This is a genomic window from Exiguobacterium sp. PFWT01, assembly GCF_018255795.1.
GTDB lineage: Bacteria > Bacillota > Bacilli > Exiguobacteriales > Exiguobacteriaceae > Exiguobacterium.
Genome location: NZ_CP073755.1, coordinates 2,427,501 through 2,444,772, shown reverse-complemented (window position 1 = coordinate 2,444,772; position 17,272 = coordinate 2,427,501). Strand labels below are relative to the sequence as shown.

General features: G+C 45.5%; 15 protein-coding genes and 2 riboswitches (1 of these 17 running past the window's edge). Of the genes, 9 read left to right on the top strand and 6 right to left on the bottom strand.

Annotation, left to right across the window (positions count from 1 at the left end):
- Positions 1–79: 79 nt before the first annotated feature.
- Together KD909_RS12590 and KD909_RS12585 are read left to right on the top strand one after the other, a co-directional pair.
- A complete protein-coding gene (locus KD909_RS12590; RefSeq protein ID WP_249199036.1) occupies positions 80–907 on the top strand; it encodes a CPBP family intramembrane glutamic endopeptidase in 828 nt (275 codons plus the stop codon).
- A gap of 26 nt (positions 908–933) precedes the next feature.
- Complete coding sequence (locus tag KD909_RS12585) at positions 934–1,455, top strand: GNAT family N-acetyltransferase (protein ID WP_211781755.1); 522 nt, start codon at positions 934–936, stop codon at positions 1,453–1,455.
- 21 nt (positions 1,456–1,476) lie between these two features.
- Here the strand turns inward: KD909_RS12585 and KD909_RS12580 are convergent, their stop codons facing one another.
- The 3 genes from KD909_RS12580 to KD909_RS12570 all read right to left on the bottom strand — a co-directional run bounded on the left by KD909_RS12580 (position 1,477) and on the right by KD909_RS12570 (position 3,903).
- Positions 1,477–2,778 carry an N-acetylmuramoyl-L-alanine amidase family protein gene (locus KD909_RS12580; RefSeq protein WP_211781754.1) on the bottom strand — a complete coding sequence of 434 codons (1,302 nt, stop codon included), beginning with the start codon at positions 2,776–2,778 and terminating at the stop codon, positions 1,477–1,479.
- A 174-nt stretch (positions 2,779–2,952) separates the two neighbouring features.
- Positions 2,953–3,153: a hypothetical protein gene (locus KD909_RS12575; RefSeq protein WP_196431513.1), complete on the bottom strand. Its 201-nt coding sequence runs from the start codon at positions 3,151–3,153 to the stop codon at positions 2,953–2,955.
- Positions 3,154–3,219: 66 nt separating this feature from the next.
- Positions 3,220–3,903, bottom strand: coding sequence for a hypothetical protein (locus KD909_RS12570; RefSeq protein ID WP_211781753.1), 684 nt, complete (start codon positions 3,901–3,903; stop codon positions 3,220–3,222).
- 248 nt (positions 3,904–4,151) lie between these two features.
- Between KD909_RS12570 and KD909_RS12565 the strand changes: the two genes are divergently transcribed.
- Positions 4,152–5,414, top strand: coding sequence for a tetratricopeptide repeat protein (locus KD909_RS12565; protein ID WP_211781752.1), 1,263 nt, complete (start codon positions 4,152–4,154; stop codon positions 5,412–5,414).
- A gap of 57 nt (positions 5,415–5,471) precedes the next feature.
- Here the strand turns inward: KD909_RS12565 and KD909_RS12560 are convergent, their stop codons facing one another.
- Together KD909_RS12560 and KD909_RS12555 are read right to left on the bottom strand one after the other, a co-directional pair.
- A complete protein-coding gene (locus tag KD909_RS12560) occupies positions 5,472–5,789 on the bottom strand; it encodes a hypothetical protein (RefSeq protein WP_211781750.1) in 318 nt (105 codons plus the stop codon).
- A gap of 197 nt (positions 5,790–5,986) precedes the next feature.
- The gene (locus KD909_RS12555) at positions 5,987–7,828 is read right to left on the bottom strand and encodes an ATP-binding protein (protein ID WP_211781749.1); all 1,842 of its coding nucleotides are present in this window, start codon (positions 7,826–7,828) and stop codon (positions 5,987–5,989) included.
- 237 nt (positions 7,829–8,065) lie between these two features.
- Here KD909_RS12555 and KD909_RS12550 point away from each other — a divergent pair, with 237 nt between their 5' ends.
- From KD909_RS12550 to KD909_RS12525, 6 genes are all read left to right on the top strand, one after another.
- Positions 8,066–8,671, top strand: a complete 606-nt coding sequence (locus KD909_RS12550; protein WP_211781748.1) for a flavin reductase family protein — start codon at positions 8,066–8,068, stop codon at positions 8,669–8,671.
- Between the two features lie 171 nt (positions 8,672–8,842).
- Positions 8,843–9,793 carry an AAA family ATPase gene (locus KD909_RS12545; RefSeq protein ID WP_015880696.1) on the top strand — a complete coding sequence of 317 codons (951 nt, stop codon included), beginning with the start codon at positions 8,843–8,845 and terminating at the stop codon, positions 9,791–9,793.
- On the top strand, positions 9,790–10,860 hold the full coding sequence (locus KD909_RS12540; RefSeq protein ID WP_211781747.1) for a DUF58 domain-containing protein: 1,071 nt from the start codon (positions 9,790–9,792) through the stop codon (positions 10,858–10,860). Before KD909_RS12545 ends, KD909_RS12540 begins: the two co-directional genes overlap by 4 nt.
- Positions 10,857–12,956, top strand: coding sequence for a transglutaminase-like domain-containing protein (locus KD909_RS12535; protein WP_211781746.1), 2,100 nt, complete (start codon positions 10,857–10,859; stop codon positions 12,954–12,956). Before KD909_RS12540 ends, KD909_RS12535 begins: the two co-directional genes overlap by 4 nt.
- 41 nt (positions 12,957–12,997) lie before the next feature.
- A riboswitch (purine riboswitch) is annotated at positions 12,998–13,098 on the top strand.
- Positions 13,099–13,209: 111 nt separating this feature from the next.
- On the top strand, positions 13,210–14,733 hold the full coding sequence (gene guaA / locus KD909_RS12530) for a glutamine-hydrolyzing GMP synthase (protein WP_159563679.1): 1,524 nt from the start codon (positions 13,210–13,212) through the stop codon (positions 14,731–14,733).
- 134 nt (positions 14,734–14,867) lie between these two features.
- A riboswitch (purine riboswitch) is annotated at positions 14,868–14,969 on the top strand.
- Positions 14,970–15,057: 88 nt separating this feature from the next.
- Positions 15,058–16,419, top strand: coding sequence for an NCS2 family permease (locus KD909_RS12525; RefSeq protein ID WP_015880700.1), 1,362 nt, complete (start codon positions 15,058–15,060; stop codon positions 16,417–16,419).
- Positions 16,420–16,445: 26 nt separating this feature from the next.
- On the opposite strand, the gene KD909_RS12520 is transcribed toward KD909_RS12525, so the two are convergent.
- On the bottom strand, positions 16,446–17,272 hold the 3' portion of the coding sequence (locus tag KD909_RS12520; RefSeq protein ID WP_211781745.1) for a VanW family protein. The gene runs 16 nt beyond the window's last position; the window shows 827 of its 843 coding nt (coding positions 17–843); its start codon lies off the right edge, out of view; the stop codon is at positions 16,446–16,448.

Below are 17,272 nucleotides of genomic sequence, written 5' to 3'. Positions count from 1 at the left end.
TATAATTACATACAAAAAGATTCAAATGCTATTCTTCCAATCAAATAACGGGTACTACATTGCTGAAGGGGTGCTGATTATGTATAAAAACAAATACATCAACTTTTTCTTATTGGTCTCATTCGGCTATTCATGGTTCATATGGGGAAGCTTGTACTGGTGGACCGATTTGCCAATCATGGTCATCGTTATTTTAGGGGCGTTTGGTCCAAGCATTGCAGGGTTTCTCACGATGTATCGACTTCGGGGCGGGGAAGGAGCGACACATCTTCTTCGGAAAAGCATTCAGTTCCAGATGAGTTGGAAGGCGTATGCGGTTCCTTTTTTGTTAGTGCCGTTCTTATTTCTCGTGGCGTATTGGTGGACGGATCGAAGCGGTGCCCTACTCGTTCGCGAACCGTGGTGGATTGTCCCATACTTCTTCTATATGCTAGTTCTCGGAGGGACGTTGCAGGAAGAGTATGGATGGCGCGGGTATTTGCTGGACGCCTTACAAACAAGACTCTCTCCACTTCTAGCTAGCCTTTCACTCGGGGTCCTTTGGGTGATGTGGCATATTCCTCTCTTCTTCATGGCTGGAACAGGACAGGCGAATTTGTCATTTTGGGCGTATGGCTTAGCCGTGATGGCATATACGATCCTCATGACTTGGGTATACAACGGTTCGTCGCGCAATTTATGGTCGGCCTTTCTCATGCATACGATGTTCAACGTGATGCTCGTGATGGTCGGGTTCGAGGCGGAAAGTGGTTATCCAATCGGATTTATTCATTTGACAATCACATTATGGACCGCCGCGATTTTAGTCATTTGGAAAACGTACGGTAAATTGAATTATGAGCCGCTCGAAGAAATGATTCCCTCGTACCCGAGTGTTACGCAACGAATTCGTGAGGGTAAAGAGTAAAACAAAAAGAAAAGGGAGTGGCCGTCTTGAATTTTCGCGCACTCGAACAATCAGACGTGAAATCCTTGCAGCGCTTATTTATGGAGAGTTTGAGTGACTTGATTCGACGAGAGCGGTTTGAAGATGCCGATTTGCTCGATGAAGAAGTGGCCCGTCTGAACACGACGATTCAAGATCATTTCGATGATGACACCGTTGATCTGTACGTTGTAGAAGAAGACGGAATCCTTGTCGGAGCAGGGGCGTTATTGCCTCCGAATGACATCATCTCAGGGAATATGGAAATCGAGCGCGGCGCGATTGAGCTAGGGAGTGTCTATGTGTCACCACGAATGCAGCGGCGAGGTGTCGGACAATTCTTGTTAGAAGAGATGATGCGTGAAATTTTGGTTCGAGGGAAGAAGGTCTTTTATTTAGATGCCGGATTCCCGAGCGCACAAGCCTATTGGCAGAAACGATTGGGTGAGCCGTCTCATATCCTCGAACATTATTGGGGACCTGGTGCATCCCATATGATTTGGCGAGTCCATATCAAAAAAGGAACTTAGCTGAGTGCTAAGTTCCTTTTTTTAGTAATAAGATCGCATGAATTGATGAATGCCGGATGCTGTTGCTTCAGCCATTCGTTGGCGATATGTCGTATTCGTCAAGTAAGAACGGTCGCTTGAATTACTGATGAATCCGTATTCGACAAGGGTAGAAGGCGAGACGTTTCGTCCAACCACGTAAACGTTCTGATATTTGACCCCACGGTTTTGAATCGTAGAAATCCGTGAAGCAATTTCTTTATTGATACTTGAGCCGAGACTACGGCTGGCGGAAACGTAAGGGTTTGTCGTATAACTTTCTGACGTCGGGACGAGTACCTCGTGTCCATGTGCCGTGTTATAAACGGAAGAGTTCGCATGAAGACTGACGAACACATCCCCTTTATAAGACTTGTTGAGTGACACACGCTGTTCAAGGGAGAGGTATGTATCGTTCGAACGAGTCAATTTAACGTTGTAGTCATAGGTGCTCGATAAGATGCCAGCTAGACGTTTCGCGATATCAAGCGCGATCACTTTCTCATAAACAGAGCCATAGACAGCGCCAGGGTCGTTTCCACCATGTCCTGCGTCGATGACGACCGTTTTACCGGTTCCGTTTGTATCCGTTGGTGTCGTAACAGTCGTAGGTTTCAAGTACTCGGATGCTACATACCCAGTTTTGCCGTTGTATGTGACTTTATACCACGAGTCATAACGGCTGACATATTTGACGACTGATCCAGCTGGAATGACGGTCAAGACATCGCTCCATGAAGCGGCGCTGAGACGCAGGTTCAGGTTGGCAGTCGTCTTATAGTAGTCCGAAGGTGGGACTGGGGCACTCGTAGGTGTTAGATAAGCAGAAGCGACATAGCCCGTCTTTCCATTGAACGTCACTTTGTACCATGACCCATAACGACTGACATACTTCACGGTCGCGTCGGCAGGGATCACGGTGACCACATCACTCCATGAAGCAGCGGTGAGGCGCATATTTAATCGGTCTGTTGTCTTATAGTAAGCAGAAGTGTTTGAGACCGAAACATATTGGGAAGCGACATAGCCTGTTTTGCCTCCATAACTGACCTTGTACCACGAACCGTATGTACTAATATACGTGACGCTTGAGCCAGATGGAATGGTCAACAGGACAGGGCTCCAAGTGGCTGCGCTGAGGCGAAGATTTAAGTTGGCGGTAGTGGTATAGGTCGAGGCGGCTTCGGCTACAGTCGATTGAATACCAGATGAATCCAATTGGAACGGGACAATCGCTGCCCCGGATATTGCAAGTGAAGAACTAAGTAACAGCTTTAAACTCCATGACGGTTTTGTTTCATTCAATGTTCAAACTCCTTTACTCATTAAACTGGTGACAAGGGCGGCGTATGAGAGTGCATCTAGGTTGTCCCTGTTTATTATATAAGTAAAAAGGAAAAAATGGAGGGGAATATATAATTCATTTACCTTTTTTCTTAAAATAAAAAAAGACGCACAAGGCGTCTGGAGTAAATCAGATTAAACGATGCGAGGCATACTTTCATTACTAAAGGTTGCTGGTACGTCGATTTGTACAATGCGTGGTCTTTCTTCGGCATTTATAGTAATCGGTTCTTCGATTTTTACAATACGTGGTCTTTCTTCTGCAAAAGGTTTAAATGAACTTCCGAGTAAAAGCACTGCAGTTGTAATAAAGAAAAATCCAGCTAACTTTTTCATGTTTAATTCCTCCGTTGTATAATGATTTATATGGGAAAAAATTAATGCCAATCTCGATAAGGTGATTTACATGGGATCTGAGGATTTTAAAAGCTGATAGATATCTTCAGACTGTTCTTTAACAGAATCGAACAAGTTTCCTGAATAGGTTTCAGGTAAACTTGGTTCGAAAATAGTCACTTTATCAGAATCGTTTATCATTAAAGTCGCTACAATCGGAACGTTCACAGTTTGACTTAATAAAGTACTACAAAGTGGGGTGCAAACTTTGTGTAGTTGCTCTAATGAATTAGGTCGCCAACATACAGACGCTTCCGGAAGAATATACAAAATATGTCCTTCGCTCAAAAGCGTTTCACATTGTTTAGATAACAAATCTGAATCCTGTTCGACGTTGATGAACTCATAATCATGAAGTTGTGTTTCATAAGAAGTTTTGCTACTTCTTTTCAAAATTGACAACGATAGTTCTGGACCTAAAATGTAAAGTCTTTTAAAAGAACGACTTGCTTTTAGCGTTTTTGAAATTAATTTCGGAAGACGTTGATAGTAATCGATTTGAAATGCGTTTACAATAAAGCCTTTAGTAGAAGATAATAATTGTGTCAAATTTTCTAATCCTTCGAAATGATTTAAGTCATCTTTCGAATATGAATGGTCTACAACCGCAGACGGTTTAGAAGATTTCGACTTAAAGTAGATTTTCGGTTTAATATAATCTTCAGCGAGTAAAAAACTGAGTTTCCCCATGCTAACCATCCACCTCCTACAAACTATTCATCTTAATTGAAAAAGTAGAACTAAAGTCCAAATCACTATTGATTGACTAGTTAAATCTTATCATGATTAATTGTGATGATGGATAAGTTTGAGTTGGGAAAATTTTGTTTGAAAATCTCGATTAAGTTGAATATTAAAGTCTGAATTTCCTGAAAGCACTTCACATTAATGATTGATAAGTGAAGTTCGAAAATAGGGCAAAGGGGCTACTACTAATAATGGAGTATAACTATGGAAATTTAATTAGAGTAGAACGCTTGCGAAAAAATATGAAACAATCTGTATTAGCAAGAGGAATATGTTCCATTTCTTACCTAAGTAAAATTGAAAATAATCAGACATCTGCTAGCGAGGAAGTCCTAGAACTTCTTTTTGAACGGCTTGAAATTGAAGTACCTTTATATCATGATTTTAGCTACCAATCAGAGAAAGTTATCATAGAAATCAGGGAAATTTTGAAAGAAGCAATTCTTACTCGGAAAGACCTTGACAAACAAGGGGAAATTAAAAAGTATTTGAATCACCCTGCGGTAAAACAGTCAAAATCGGTGTATACAACTCTTATGGTTACATTGGCCCGCTTTGGGGTCATGCCAGGTGGTGATTCAAAGTATGTAACTGAAGTAGGATGGATTGAAGACCAACTTTCGCCTGATGATCGTATTCGATATTACACAGTGAAGGCACTTCAACATTTTCAAGAAAACGAAAAAGAACTTTCATATAAATTAATTGAAGAAATAACAAATAAATTACCTCATTCAGGAATACCTGATTGGGAAGCTGCAGATATTCGTTACATTACAGGTGCGTTATATTTCCGTTTTACCGACAACACACAGGCTCTTGAAAATCTTCAAGCTTCATTGAAATATTTTCAAGAGAATTTTTGCTTGGAGCGAATGATAGAGTGTCATATGGTGATTGGATTGACTTATAAAAGACGAAAACGCTACGCAGATGCGCTCTCCTATAATCAAAAAGCCTTAAAAGTCGCTAATGCAACTGATTTAAGAAACTATTATGGGATGCTTTATAACAATATAGGAGAGATCTATTCGTTGTTAGGAGAACAAGATAAGGCACTTACGTACTTCATGGAGAGTTTTGAATACAAAGTGGACATCAGAAGTAAGCTATTCAGCGTTTTATCATTAGTAGAGGTAAATGCAACACAGGAAAATGAACAAGGTGTCTTAGATTGGTTAGAAACAGGGCACGAATTGATGAAACAACATGAAGCGGTCGAAGAATTCAATCAGCACTTTAATATCTATTGGAATCACTTTAAGGATAAGAACTCTCAAAAGCTTATGGAGAGCCTAAAAAGTGCTGTGACTTATTTTGAAGATCACGACGAGTACGTATACGCAAAAAAATATGCCCTTTGGTTAGCGAAAGAGCTAAGGGAGAATGGGAAATACAAGCAAGCAACAGACTATTACGAAAAAGTAATTTCAATTATGTCACAAGCAGAATGACGCTCGAAGAGAGCGTCATTTTTTTGTTTATATGGGATAAGTACTTCTTCGATTCGTTTATGGTGTCGTGAAATAATGCACAGTCCACACTTGTTCTTGGACGAGGCGTTCGTCTTCTATATGACCGTTAAGGACCTGCTGTAATAGATGAATCAAATGTTTTTGAAGATTCGCATCATGAGAGCCACTATGCAAAATTTCCTCTTCGCTCGCAACAATGTAAAAACCACCAAGCCGTAATGGCACGTGCTTCCGAATCAAAGCAGCGGCAGATTGAAACTTCGCTTGCTCCCCCATGTGAGGTACGTCAATCTCAAAACGTCCCCATTGATTAAAATCTCCAATCTCTGAAAAAGGCGGGTCACGATGATCCAATGGCAAGTCCTCCGATCCTAGCAATCTCTTTATATTCAGTATATCTTGTTTTCGACTTAAAACGTGCAAAAATAAATGGATAGGGTAACCTACATCTACGAAAATGAATCGATTTCTTTCCTTTCTATATATTGTCAAAGGATTCCTTCCAAATTAGGCAAAAAAGAGTCAAAAATAACACGGTCGTTTGGACCGTGTTATTGCATGATGTGTTCTTTTGAGGTTGGCAATTCACAGATGAATGTACTTCCTTCCCCATATACCGATTCGACATGGAGTTGACCATCATGGGCTTTGGCAATTTCTTTACAAATTGCGAGACCGAGACCGGTACCTCCGATTTTTCGACGGTCAGAATTATCGACACGGTAAAATTTCCCAAAGAGGTGAGGGAGTGATGCACTCGGTATTCCCATACCATGGTCTCTCACTTTCATTACGACCTCTTCATCTACGCGTTCGAGCGATACAAGGATATTCCCGCCATCTGGCGAATATTTGATTGCATTACTTAATAGGTTACCGAGTAATTGACGCATCCCTTCTAAGTCCGCATCAATGATAAAATCTTGTTCGGTATCGGCGTCGATGAACAGCTCATGTCGGTCCGTCGTTTCCTGATAAAACGCGACACTGTCTGTGACGAGCTGATATAAGTCGACCGGTTCCCACTCGAACGCTTGCTTTCCAGACTCCATCTTTTGAAGATCTAAGAAATCGTTGACGAGATAGGAAAGGCGTTTCGCTTCATCGTGGATTGTCTTCAAATACAGTTCACGACGATTTTCCTTCAAATCACGTGACAGCATCAGTTCGGTAAATCCGTAAATCGAGGACAAAGGTGTCCGTAATTCATGCGAGACGGTCGAGACGAGTTCGGATTTCATCCGATCAATCTCCGTTTCGGCCGTGACGTCACGTAAGACGAGCATCGTTCCACGAAGTCTGCGGTCCCGATAGACGCTTTCAGCATAAAGTTGAATGAAGCAATCGCCTTGGTCGATTGAAATCGTGAGCCCATCCTCCGGCGGGTCTTGCGTGAAGACGCGTTCGAAGTATCGAACGAACTGTTCATGTTGATCGACGCGTTCTGCTAATTGCTCGATATCGATATCGATGGCAGACAGTTCTTCGTATCCTTTGTAGTCGAAGTGTAAATCATTAAACATGCGGATGAAGGCGCGATTCCCGACGACGGTATCATCTTCATAGTTCACATACAAAATGGCTTCCCGTACAGAATTGATTAATTGTGCCGTTTCTTTTCGGTCTTGCTGCATCTGACGATAAAGCTGCATGCGAAGAAGAGAGATGGCAAGTTGACCAGCGAACGCGTTCAACTCCGATTTTTCACTGGCGTCGTACTGTTCGTCGTAACGCGCCAAGTAAAGACAGCCAATCAGACTATTATCCGATGGGTCCATGATGGGAATGACCGTCTCATAGATATAATATGGATACGTGTGTAACGCATCGACGACCCGCTTAGAAGTGGCGGCCGGTAACTTTGAAATCATGACTCGTTTAAGCAAAAGAGAGTCTTTCTTTAGACTTTCCTGCTGATCTTCGGTCATCTCTTTCGGTACGACAGACGTGATTTCTCCGTCTTTGGTGAGTAAGAGGGCACCGAACTCAGATTTTGTAAGCAACACAATCTTTTCAATGACAGAAGAGTAATCGAATAAGGATTCTTTCGAGGCCAATACTTCAATCAATTCATTGCGATATTGAAGATTGATTTCGTTTAATTTTGATTCGTTCAACACGTTTTCGAGCTTTTCTTTCTTCGCTTTCAGTCTGCTGTTCTGGTCGGCCATCCGCTTGATGAGCGGGCGTCCAATCAATAAGATGGCACTGATGAACATGACGAGCCCAATCATCCAAATCCATCGGAGAGCAGTGAGTTCGAGAGTAGAGACATTTCCATCACGCACGAACCAGGCTCCAATCAAGGTTAAAACCAGACTGAATCCACAGACACTATATAAAATACTGAGTATTTGACGACTGTTCAATTGTTCAATCCACTTGCTGATCATTCGTTCTACTTCCTTCCTTGAACATAAAAAACGATAGGTCATCCTTTCCTTGCCCTGAATTCTATGAGACCGGGAAGGGAAAATGAAACAATTTGCTTATACGAAGTGTTTAAAATCATATACACATAATGCGATTTACCCAAAATACATGAAATGTACACGTGTCAACCTGCTTTGCGTTGACATTGTCTGATGAAGTGATTATTTTGAAGTTAAGATAAAGAGGAGTGTGAGTCTATGCTATCGATTGAACCGTCTGCTTTGACTGAACGAGACACATATAAATTATTGATTGGCAGTATTGTTCCAAGACCGATTGCATTTGTCACAACACAACATGGGGACGTGATTAATGCCGCCCCGTTTAGCTACTTCAATGTAGTCGCATCCAATCCTCCTCTCGTCTCCGTCTCGGTTCAACGAAAGGACGGCGTGATGAAAGATACAGCGCGTAACGCACTCCGTACGAATGAACTGGTGATTCATGTCGTAGATGAGACGAACGTCATTAACGTGAACGAGACGGCCGCCAACCTTGCGGCAGATGAGAGTGAGCTGTCGCGTACGGATTTTACGCTTCAACCGAGTGATATGATTTCGACGCCAGGGGTCAAAGAAGCAAAAATCCGTTTTGAATGTGTGCTCCATCATCACTTGCCGATTGAACATGACGGAAAAACGACTGCCGATTTATTGATTGCGCGAATTGTCCGTTTCCATATTGACCGAGAGTTATATACTCAAGGACGCATCGATGCTAAACGGCTTGCGCCTGTCAGTCGGATGGCCGGCAATAGTTATGCGACCCTTGGGGAATTATTTGACGTGAAGCGTCCAGAGTAATCGATAAACGTGCCCGTTTTTTCTAAAGAACGGACACGTTTTTTGGGTAAAGAAATAGGAAGCGCATTTGGGTGCGGTATTTCTTTCTTTCCGACACTCGCTTGTGTCACAATAAAGTCAGAACATTCTAACTTTCAGTCATCCTAGATCAGAGAAAAAGGGGAGTCCGTCATGTACCGTCCAACTGTCCAATCGATTATTACTGCTATTGAAACCGTGATTGTCGGAAAAGAAGAAGTCATCGCAAAAAGTCTCACTGCCTTGCTGGCGGGTGGACATGTATTACTTGAAGACGTACCAGGAGTCGGGAAGACGATGCTCGTCCGTACGTTCAGCCGAGCGATTGACTTAGATTTTAAGCGCATCCAATTCACACCGGACATGTTACCATCCGACTTGACCGGGATTTCGATGTATAACCAAAAAACGAGAGAATTTGAATATCGACCAGGTCCGCTCATGGGTAACATCATTTTAGCGGATGAAATTAACCGGACCTCGCCGAAAACGCAATCGGCTCTTCTTGAGGCGATGGCTGAGCGAAGTGTAACAGTGGACGGGGAATTGAAAGTGTTACCGTCACCTTTCTTCGTCATGGCGACACAAAACCCGATTGAGCATGAAGGGACGTATCCGTTACCGGAAGCACAGTTGGATCGCTTCTTACTTAAAATCGAAATGGGCTATCCGACATTCAATGAAGAGATTGCATTATTGTCGCGTTTTGAAAAAGAGGAGCCGCTCGAGGCGCTTCAGAGCGTGATCACAAAGCAAGAAGTCGAACTCATGCAACGTGAAGTGAGAGACGTACACGTATCGAGTGCTGTCAAACAATACATTGTGCGATTGGTGCATGAGTCTCGAAAAGATCCGCATACGTATTTAGGCGGGAGTCCGCGGGCCACACTTGCATTGATGAAAGCGGCTCAGTCGTGGGCGTATATCCATAATCGCGATTTCGTCTTGCCGGATGATGTGAAGGCGATGGCGACGAGTGTGCTCGGACATCGCGTCCTTTTGACAGCGGAAGCGCGATATAAAGGGAAGTCACCGAATCAGTTGATTCAAGAGTGGTTGGATACGTTGCCTGTCCCGATGGATCGTGAGGTCAATGAAGTATGAAAAACTGGATGAAGCTGTTCGTTGTATGGGCGGCGGCATTCGGATTGTATGCATTTGCCCGCATCGAAGGCAGTATCGTCGCCTCAACATTATGGTGGTCGTTCGTCGTGTTGACCGTCTACTGGACGCTCTTTATGATTTATCCGGTCACGGCGGCAAATGTGGTGCGCCGTGTGACGACGAAGCGACTTGTCTCTGGACAAACGATGGATGTCGAGTTACGAATTGAACGGAAGTACCCTTTCTTGATTGGGATGGTCACGTTAGAGGAGCGATTGCCACAACATTTGACGGATGAAGACAATACGATTGTCGTGCCGGTGGACCGTTTTTTCCGGCAGGCTGAAGTCGTCCATTATGAGGTCGGGGCGATCAAGCGTGGGATTCATGTCTTTGACCGCACCGTGCTCCATGTACGCGATGTGTTCGGTTTGTTCGACCGGAAGCGGACGTTGCGACTCGAAACGGTCGTCGAGGTGTCGCCTGCCGAATTGCCGTTTGATTTACCTCGAGACGAACATGTCGGCGGTCGTGGGGAACAATATCGTCAAATGCGGACGTATACCGAAGTGGCCAATACGACCAGCGGAGTTCGGGAGTATGCGGCAGGAGACCGAATCGGACGGATTGATTGGAAGGCATCCGCACGTCGAGGGAACTTGATGACCAAGACGTTTGACCAGGAACAAGAGAAGAAGCTCTCGCTCGTATTCGTGCCTGCCGTCTCTGCCGGGTACGAAGAGGCATTTGAACGTTCCCTGTCCTTACTTGTTGGAGCGATTCGTCAGTTAGAACGAAAAAATCTGCCGTTTGAGCTCTACGTCATTGAAGAGCAGGTGCGACTGTTCCATCTTCCCGACCAGAGTGCGGAAGTCGGTCATTACTTATTGACCGCCACGCCAGAAGCCGAGGGACGTCTCGTCGAACGAGTGAAGCAAAATCTGCCTCAACAAACTGGAGATTTGATTTTGATCAGTCCGTTTGAAACGACGTCCATTCGAGAGTTGATGCACGAAACACAAGGTAGCTATCATCTTTACACGGCAGTAAATGAGGTGACGGTATGAAGACATGGGTAACCCGAATCGTCTATACGGCGCTTGCCGCCTATTTGTTGTCGTTCTGGATTGAGCCGATTGTCGGAAGTACGACGTTCGATGTGACGTGGCCATTTTACTTCCTGCTTATCGTGCCGATGTTAGCGAGTCTTCTGCCATGGGCTGCTTTCCTTGGAATCTCGCTTCTTCATTTCCTCGTTATCTTGTATGTCTATCATGGCAGTATTCTGGACTGGTTTGGACTATGGATGGAAGATTTGATGGGTGTCATGAGCGGTGAGCTGCCGAATGAGGCAATTTTCTTCTCTGCCATGGCGCTGATCGGCTTGCTGTTCGCCGTGCTCGTCGGACGAACCTATCCGAGTTACAGTTTTGCACTTGGGATGATTGTCTCGACACTTGGGGTTATGGCTTATTTTGATACGTGGACGTTGTATGACGGGGAAGGCAACATCCTGTATGCCATCGTCACATCGCTCCTCTTATTATTTGTCACCGATTTGGCGAAACGACCGAGTCAATCGCTCGTCCGATTCGTCAGTATCGGACTACTCCTCAGTGTCGTCGTGGCTCTCGCAAGCGCTTCGCCAACGCTTGAAGGCGATTGGTCTGACCGGATCACTACGAGCTTCCGGAATGCGACGACGGAAGGAGATGGGAGTGGCCCAGGCCGAGTTGGGTATGGAGTGAACGACGAATCGCTAGGTGGTCCGTTTGAACAGGATGACGGCATCGTCTTCATCGCTCGCGGCGTGCCGGCCCGCTATTGGCGTATCGAATCCAAGGCGATTTATACAGGGAAAGGTTGGGTTGAGGCACCGGTCCTTGACTCGAACTACAATCGTGGTCAGTTGGTGGACTCGGAAGTGGATACGACACCGGAACAGGCATTATTACGTTTTGAGCGCCGACAACCGTTCGTTCCTTATGGTGGAGAATATCCGCAAGCCATCGAAACGGAGTCCGGTACCGAATTTCGAGTCGGTGACATCGAGCGGGCGTTCCCGAACGAGACGATTACGATGCAACCGTCCGGAAAGATTGTATTTGAAAATGAGGAACAATCGACTCCGCGGACGATCCAACTTCGTTATAGTGTCCCGGCTTTCTCTGAAGAACAGCTTGCATTAAATGAAGAAATCACGTCGCTCACGGAAGAAGAGCAACAGGTCTATTTACAGCTACCGGAATCGTTGCCAGAGCGTGTACGAGATTTAGCCGCTGACATTACGGCGGAGAGTGAGACACCGAACGAGAAGGCGGAAGCGGTAGAAGCGTATTTCCGAAATGGAGAATTTCAATACGATACCGAAAATGTGGCACAACCGGAGGGGGACACGGATTATGTTGACCAGTTCCTGTTCGACACACAAATCGGGTATTGCGATAACTTCTCGACGTCAGCTGCCGTGTTGTTGCGTGCGAACGGCATACCGACGCGTTGGGTAAAAGGGTTTACGATGGGTGACACACGAGGGGTCGTTCAAGGTGAAGAGGAACATACGATTCGAAATCGTCACGCCCACTCGTGGGTCGAGTATTTTATTGAAGGCGCGGGCTGGGTCCCGTTAGAAGCGACCATCAGTTTCTCGGACGCCAACTTATTGCAGATGGAACGAGAGACGGATACGGAAGACACGACACCGGCTGCGAACGATCCCCAAGCAAATCAGGACAACGATACGCAAAACCGTCCGCAAGAAGATTTGTTGATCGATGACGTGACGACAGGTGATGTTCAAGAGGAGGCACGCAACATGCCCGTATGGGGATGGATTGTCATTCTCTTCCTCGTGGCGGTCCTCGTTTGGAACCGTAAAATCATCGAGCGTCAAATCATGTATGTCTGGTGGATGAGTCGTCCGCTCACGGATGGGCGTCTCATATCGATGCACCGCTATTTGATGAAACGACTGCGTGCGAACGGATTTAAAATTGATGGACGTACGCCTTCAGAACTCGCCAAAGAGGTCGATGCCTACTATGAAACGAATGATATGACCCGTCTGACGGCTTTGTTTGAGCAAGCTGTTTACGCAGAACAAGAGCCGAATTCAAAATATAAAGAATATTGGAAAATCATGATTCGTCGAATTATGAGTTGAAGTGACGGGATGCATCAAGTAAGATAGACGCATTAGTTAGATAATTGAACATGGCATTCCTTCGTATATACTCGTGAATTGGCGCGAGAGTCTCTACCGGACCACCGTAAATGGACCGACTATGAAGGAGCACGTTTCGTATACAAAGAAAAGGGCGTGCTTCTTCTTCGGTTTGGGTTAATCTGGGGGAGAGGCGCGTCCTTTTTTGAGGAGAAGGCAGAAAGGTGGAGATTTCGTGAAAGTAGAACAAGAAATGATTTTGGTGCTTGATTTTGGTGGTCAGTATAACCAGTTGATCACACGTCGTGTCCGTGACCTTGGCGTATACAGCGAGTTGCATTCACATAAGATGACGGCAGACGAGATTCGCGAATTGAACCCAGTCGGCATCATCTTCTCAGGTGGACCGAACAGCGTATACGCGGAAGGCGCATATCGTTGTGACCCAGAGATCTTTGAACTTGGCATTCCGATTTTCGGAATTTGTTACGGCATGCAACTCATGACGCATCATTTCGGTGGTCGTGTCGAACGTGCCGCACATCGTGAATACGGGAAAGCGACATTGTTCTCAACGCCGGAAGCATCAGCGATTTATAACGGTCTTCCAGTCGAACATACAGTATGGATGAGCCACGGTGACCTCGTCATGGAAGCACCGGAAGGATTTATCGTCGATGGAACGAACCCGTCTTGCCCGGTCGCTTCAATCAAAAACGATGAGTTGAAAATGTACGGTGTCCAATACCATCCAGAGGTTCGTCACTCGGAGTACGGAAACGACATCTTAAAAAACTTCATCTATGAAGTATGTGGTGCGAAAGGCGAATGGTCGATGGAAAACTTTATCGACCTCGAAGTGGAGAAAATCCGTGAAATCGTTGGCGATAAGCAAGTTCTTTGTGCGCTTTCGGGCGGTGTCGACTCTTCTGTCGTGGCCGCACTCGTTCATCGCGCAATCGGTGACCAGTTGACGTGTATGTTTGTCGACCATGGTCTCCTTCGTAAAGGGGAAGCGGATAGCGTCATGAAGACGTTCGCAGACGGATTCAACATGAAGGTCATCAAAATCGATGCACAAGAACGTTTCTTGACGAAATTGGCTGGGGTCTCGGACCCTGAGCAAAAACGTAAGATCATCGGAAACGAGTTCATCTACGTATTTGATGAAGAAGCATCGAAACTCGTCGATATGGACTTCCTCGCACAGGGGACGCTCTATACAGACATCATCGAGAGTGGGACAGACACAGCACAAACAATCAAATCACACCATAACGTCGGTGGATTGCCGGAAGATATGAACTTTACGTTGATCGAACCACTCAACACGCTCTTTAAAGACGAGGTCCGTGCACTCGGTACAGAACTCGGTCTTCCTGACTATATCGTTTGGCGCCAACCGTTCCCAGGTCCAGGCCTTGGAATTCGTGTCCTCGGTGAGATCACGGAAGAGAAGTTAGAGATCGTGCGTGAATCCGATGCGATTCTGCGTGAAGAAGTGAAGAAAGCTGGACTTGAACGCGACATCTGGCAATACTTCACGGTGCTCACGCCGATTCGCTCGGTCGGAGTCATGGGTGACGAGCGTACGTACGACTATGCTGTCGGTGTCCGTGCGGTCACTTCAATTGATGGTATGACGTCTGATTGGGCACGTATTCCATGGGATGTGCTTGAGAAGATTTCTGTCCGGATTGTAAACGAAGTCAGCCACGTTAACCGTGTGCTGTATGATATTACGTCTAAGCCACCTGCAACAATTGAATGGGAATAAGCTGAACAGAGGGGATATCCCCTCTATTTTGTCTTAAAACCGAACATTAACGTTTTTTATCGATGTAAAATCCGTGAATTTAGTTGACATTCTATTTTCACGCTGATACGATAAGAACGTTCTTATTATAACCGAACAATTATAAAATATTTTGCCGTATAATGTCGGGGATATGGCCCGAGAGTCTCTACGAAATCACCTTAAATGATTTCACTACGGCGAGACATAGATGAGGGTGTATGCCCTCGTATGTTTCGCGTGGGGTCCTCGGTCATTTGCCGGGGGCCTTTTCTCGTTTTACGGCGAGCACAAGGAGGAAAACAAATGAGCACACAGCTCAAGCAAGAACAGCAACAACCATCAACAACGAGTCGGATCGATCGTTACTTCCAACTCACAGCACTCGGTACGAGTGTCCGCACGGAACTGATCGCAGGATTTACAACTTTCCTTGCGATGGCTTACATCCTCTTCGTTAACCCGAACATCCTTGGGGCAGCGGGTATGGATACAGGAGCGGTCTTCGTGGCGACAGGTCTTGTTGCAGTAGTCGGCTCATTGACGATGGGACTTCTCGCGAACTACCCGATTGCGATTGCGCCAGGCATGGGCCTTAACGCGTTCTTCGCATATAGCGTCGTCATCGGGATGGGTATTTCTTGGCAAACGGCTTTGTCAGGTGTACTTGTATCAGGTCTCTTCTTTATCGTATTGACGTTATCAGGAATTCGCGAAACGATTGTTAATGCGATTCCGGCTCCGCTCAAAATGGCGGTTGCTGCAGGGATTGGTTTCTTCATCGCTTTCATCGGTTTGAAAAACGCAGGCATCGTTGTCGCGAATGAAGCAACACTTGTTAGTCTTGGTTCGCTCGGAACGGGCACGACGCTTCTCGCGGTGTTCGGTCTTGTGGTCAGCGCCTTGCTTATGGCGCGCGACATCAAAGGTGGTATTTTCATCGGGATGTTGTTGACGGCGATTGTCGGGATGATCTTCGGTCTCGTGCCAACTCCGACAGCAATCTCAGACGTTGTATCTATGCCGCCGAGTATGTCATCTACATTCGGTCAAGCCTTCATCAACTTCGGTGATGTGTTCACGCTTCAAATGCTCGTTGTCATCTTGACGTTCTTCTTCATCGACTTCTTTGATACAGCTGGGACGCTCGTCGCGGTAGCGCGTCAAGCTGGGATCATGAAAGAGAACAAAGTACCACGTGCGAGTAAGGCGTTGTTAGCTGACTCGACAGCGACGGTGGCAGGTGCAATCTTCGGAACATCTACAGCGACTTCATACGTTGAATCGTCAGCAGGTGTCGCTGCTGGTGGACGAACAGGATTGACTGCTGTTTTCGCAGGATTGTTCTTCGGTTTGGCATTGTTCTTCTCGCCTCTCTTGGCAGTTGTTACGGCGCCGGTCACAGCTCCTGCGCTGATTATTGTTGGTGTGCTCATGGCTTCGGCTCTTCTTGATATCGATTGGAAAAAGATCGAGATTGCAGTTCCTGCATTCTTGACGATTATCATGATGCCACTTACATCATCAATCGCAACGGGAATTGGGCTTGGGTTTATCCTTTACCCACTCATGATGATTGCAAAAGGGAAGACGAAAGAGATTCATCCGATCATGTATGGGATGTTGGTCATCTTCTTGGCATACTTCATGTTCTTGCCACACGCATAAGTTCATTTGAAAAGCCGGCTCTATTATTACGAGTCGGCTTTTTTGTATGCAGTATTTTCAGGAAGGAATGGATCGTACATCGTGATCGCGTGATTTTCTGTGATGAACTCATTTCGAAGATGTGTGCCGTTCATTGAAGTGACTTCTCTAAATATCTGGTTATGTCGGATCGTTCCACCCCACCATTCCCGGGTGAAATGATGGTTTTCTTCATATATACGATACTGTTCTTTATTCGGGATGTTCGAGCGCCATTCTCCGACGAGATGATCTCCCTCTATATATAGAAGGAGTTGATACGTTTGTGCCGTCTGGTTTGTGATTTGTAAGTCGAGATAATTATAAGAACATGTCGCGCCACTTCCGAAAGGTTGGTCCCGTCGGTAATCTGGGAACACATCGTAGCTGTGACGATAACGTTCTGTCACGGTCAATGGGCTATGTAAGGTGATCCAATAGATTAGATTGGACAGTTGGCAAAGTCCGCCACCGATTCCTGAAGTGACTTTTCCGTAATGAAGAATCATTCCGTCGACGTATCCTTTACGTTTCGTCGGCTTGCCGATCATCTTCCAATAGGAGAGGACGTCGTTTGGAGTCAGGATAGAGCCGTTCAGTTTGGCAATGGCAATCTTCAGATTGATAACCTTGTTATGCTGAACTTCCATGTCGACATCTCGGAGTTGGCGATATAGAGGAGTGCGGTGTGTATGGATCAGATATGGCATCGGGTCAGGATTTCGTTTTGAAACATATTTTCGTTTATCCGTCATCCATTCAAGTCGTCTCTTTAACGTATATACTTGAGTACCGGACCATATTCTGAGCGGTGAACGTTTCTTAGGACGCTGTA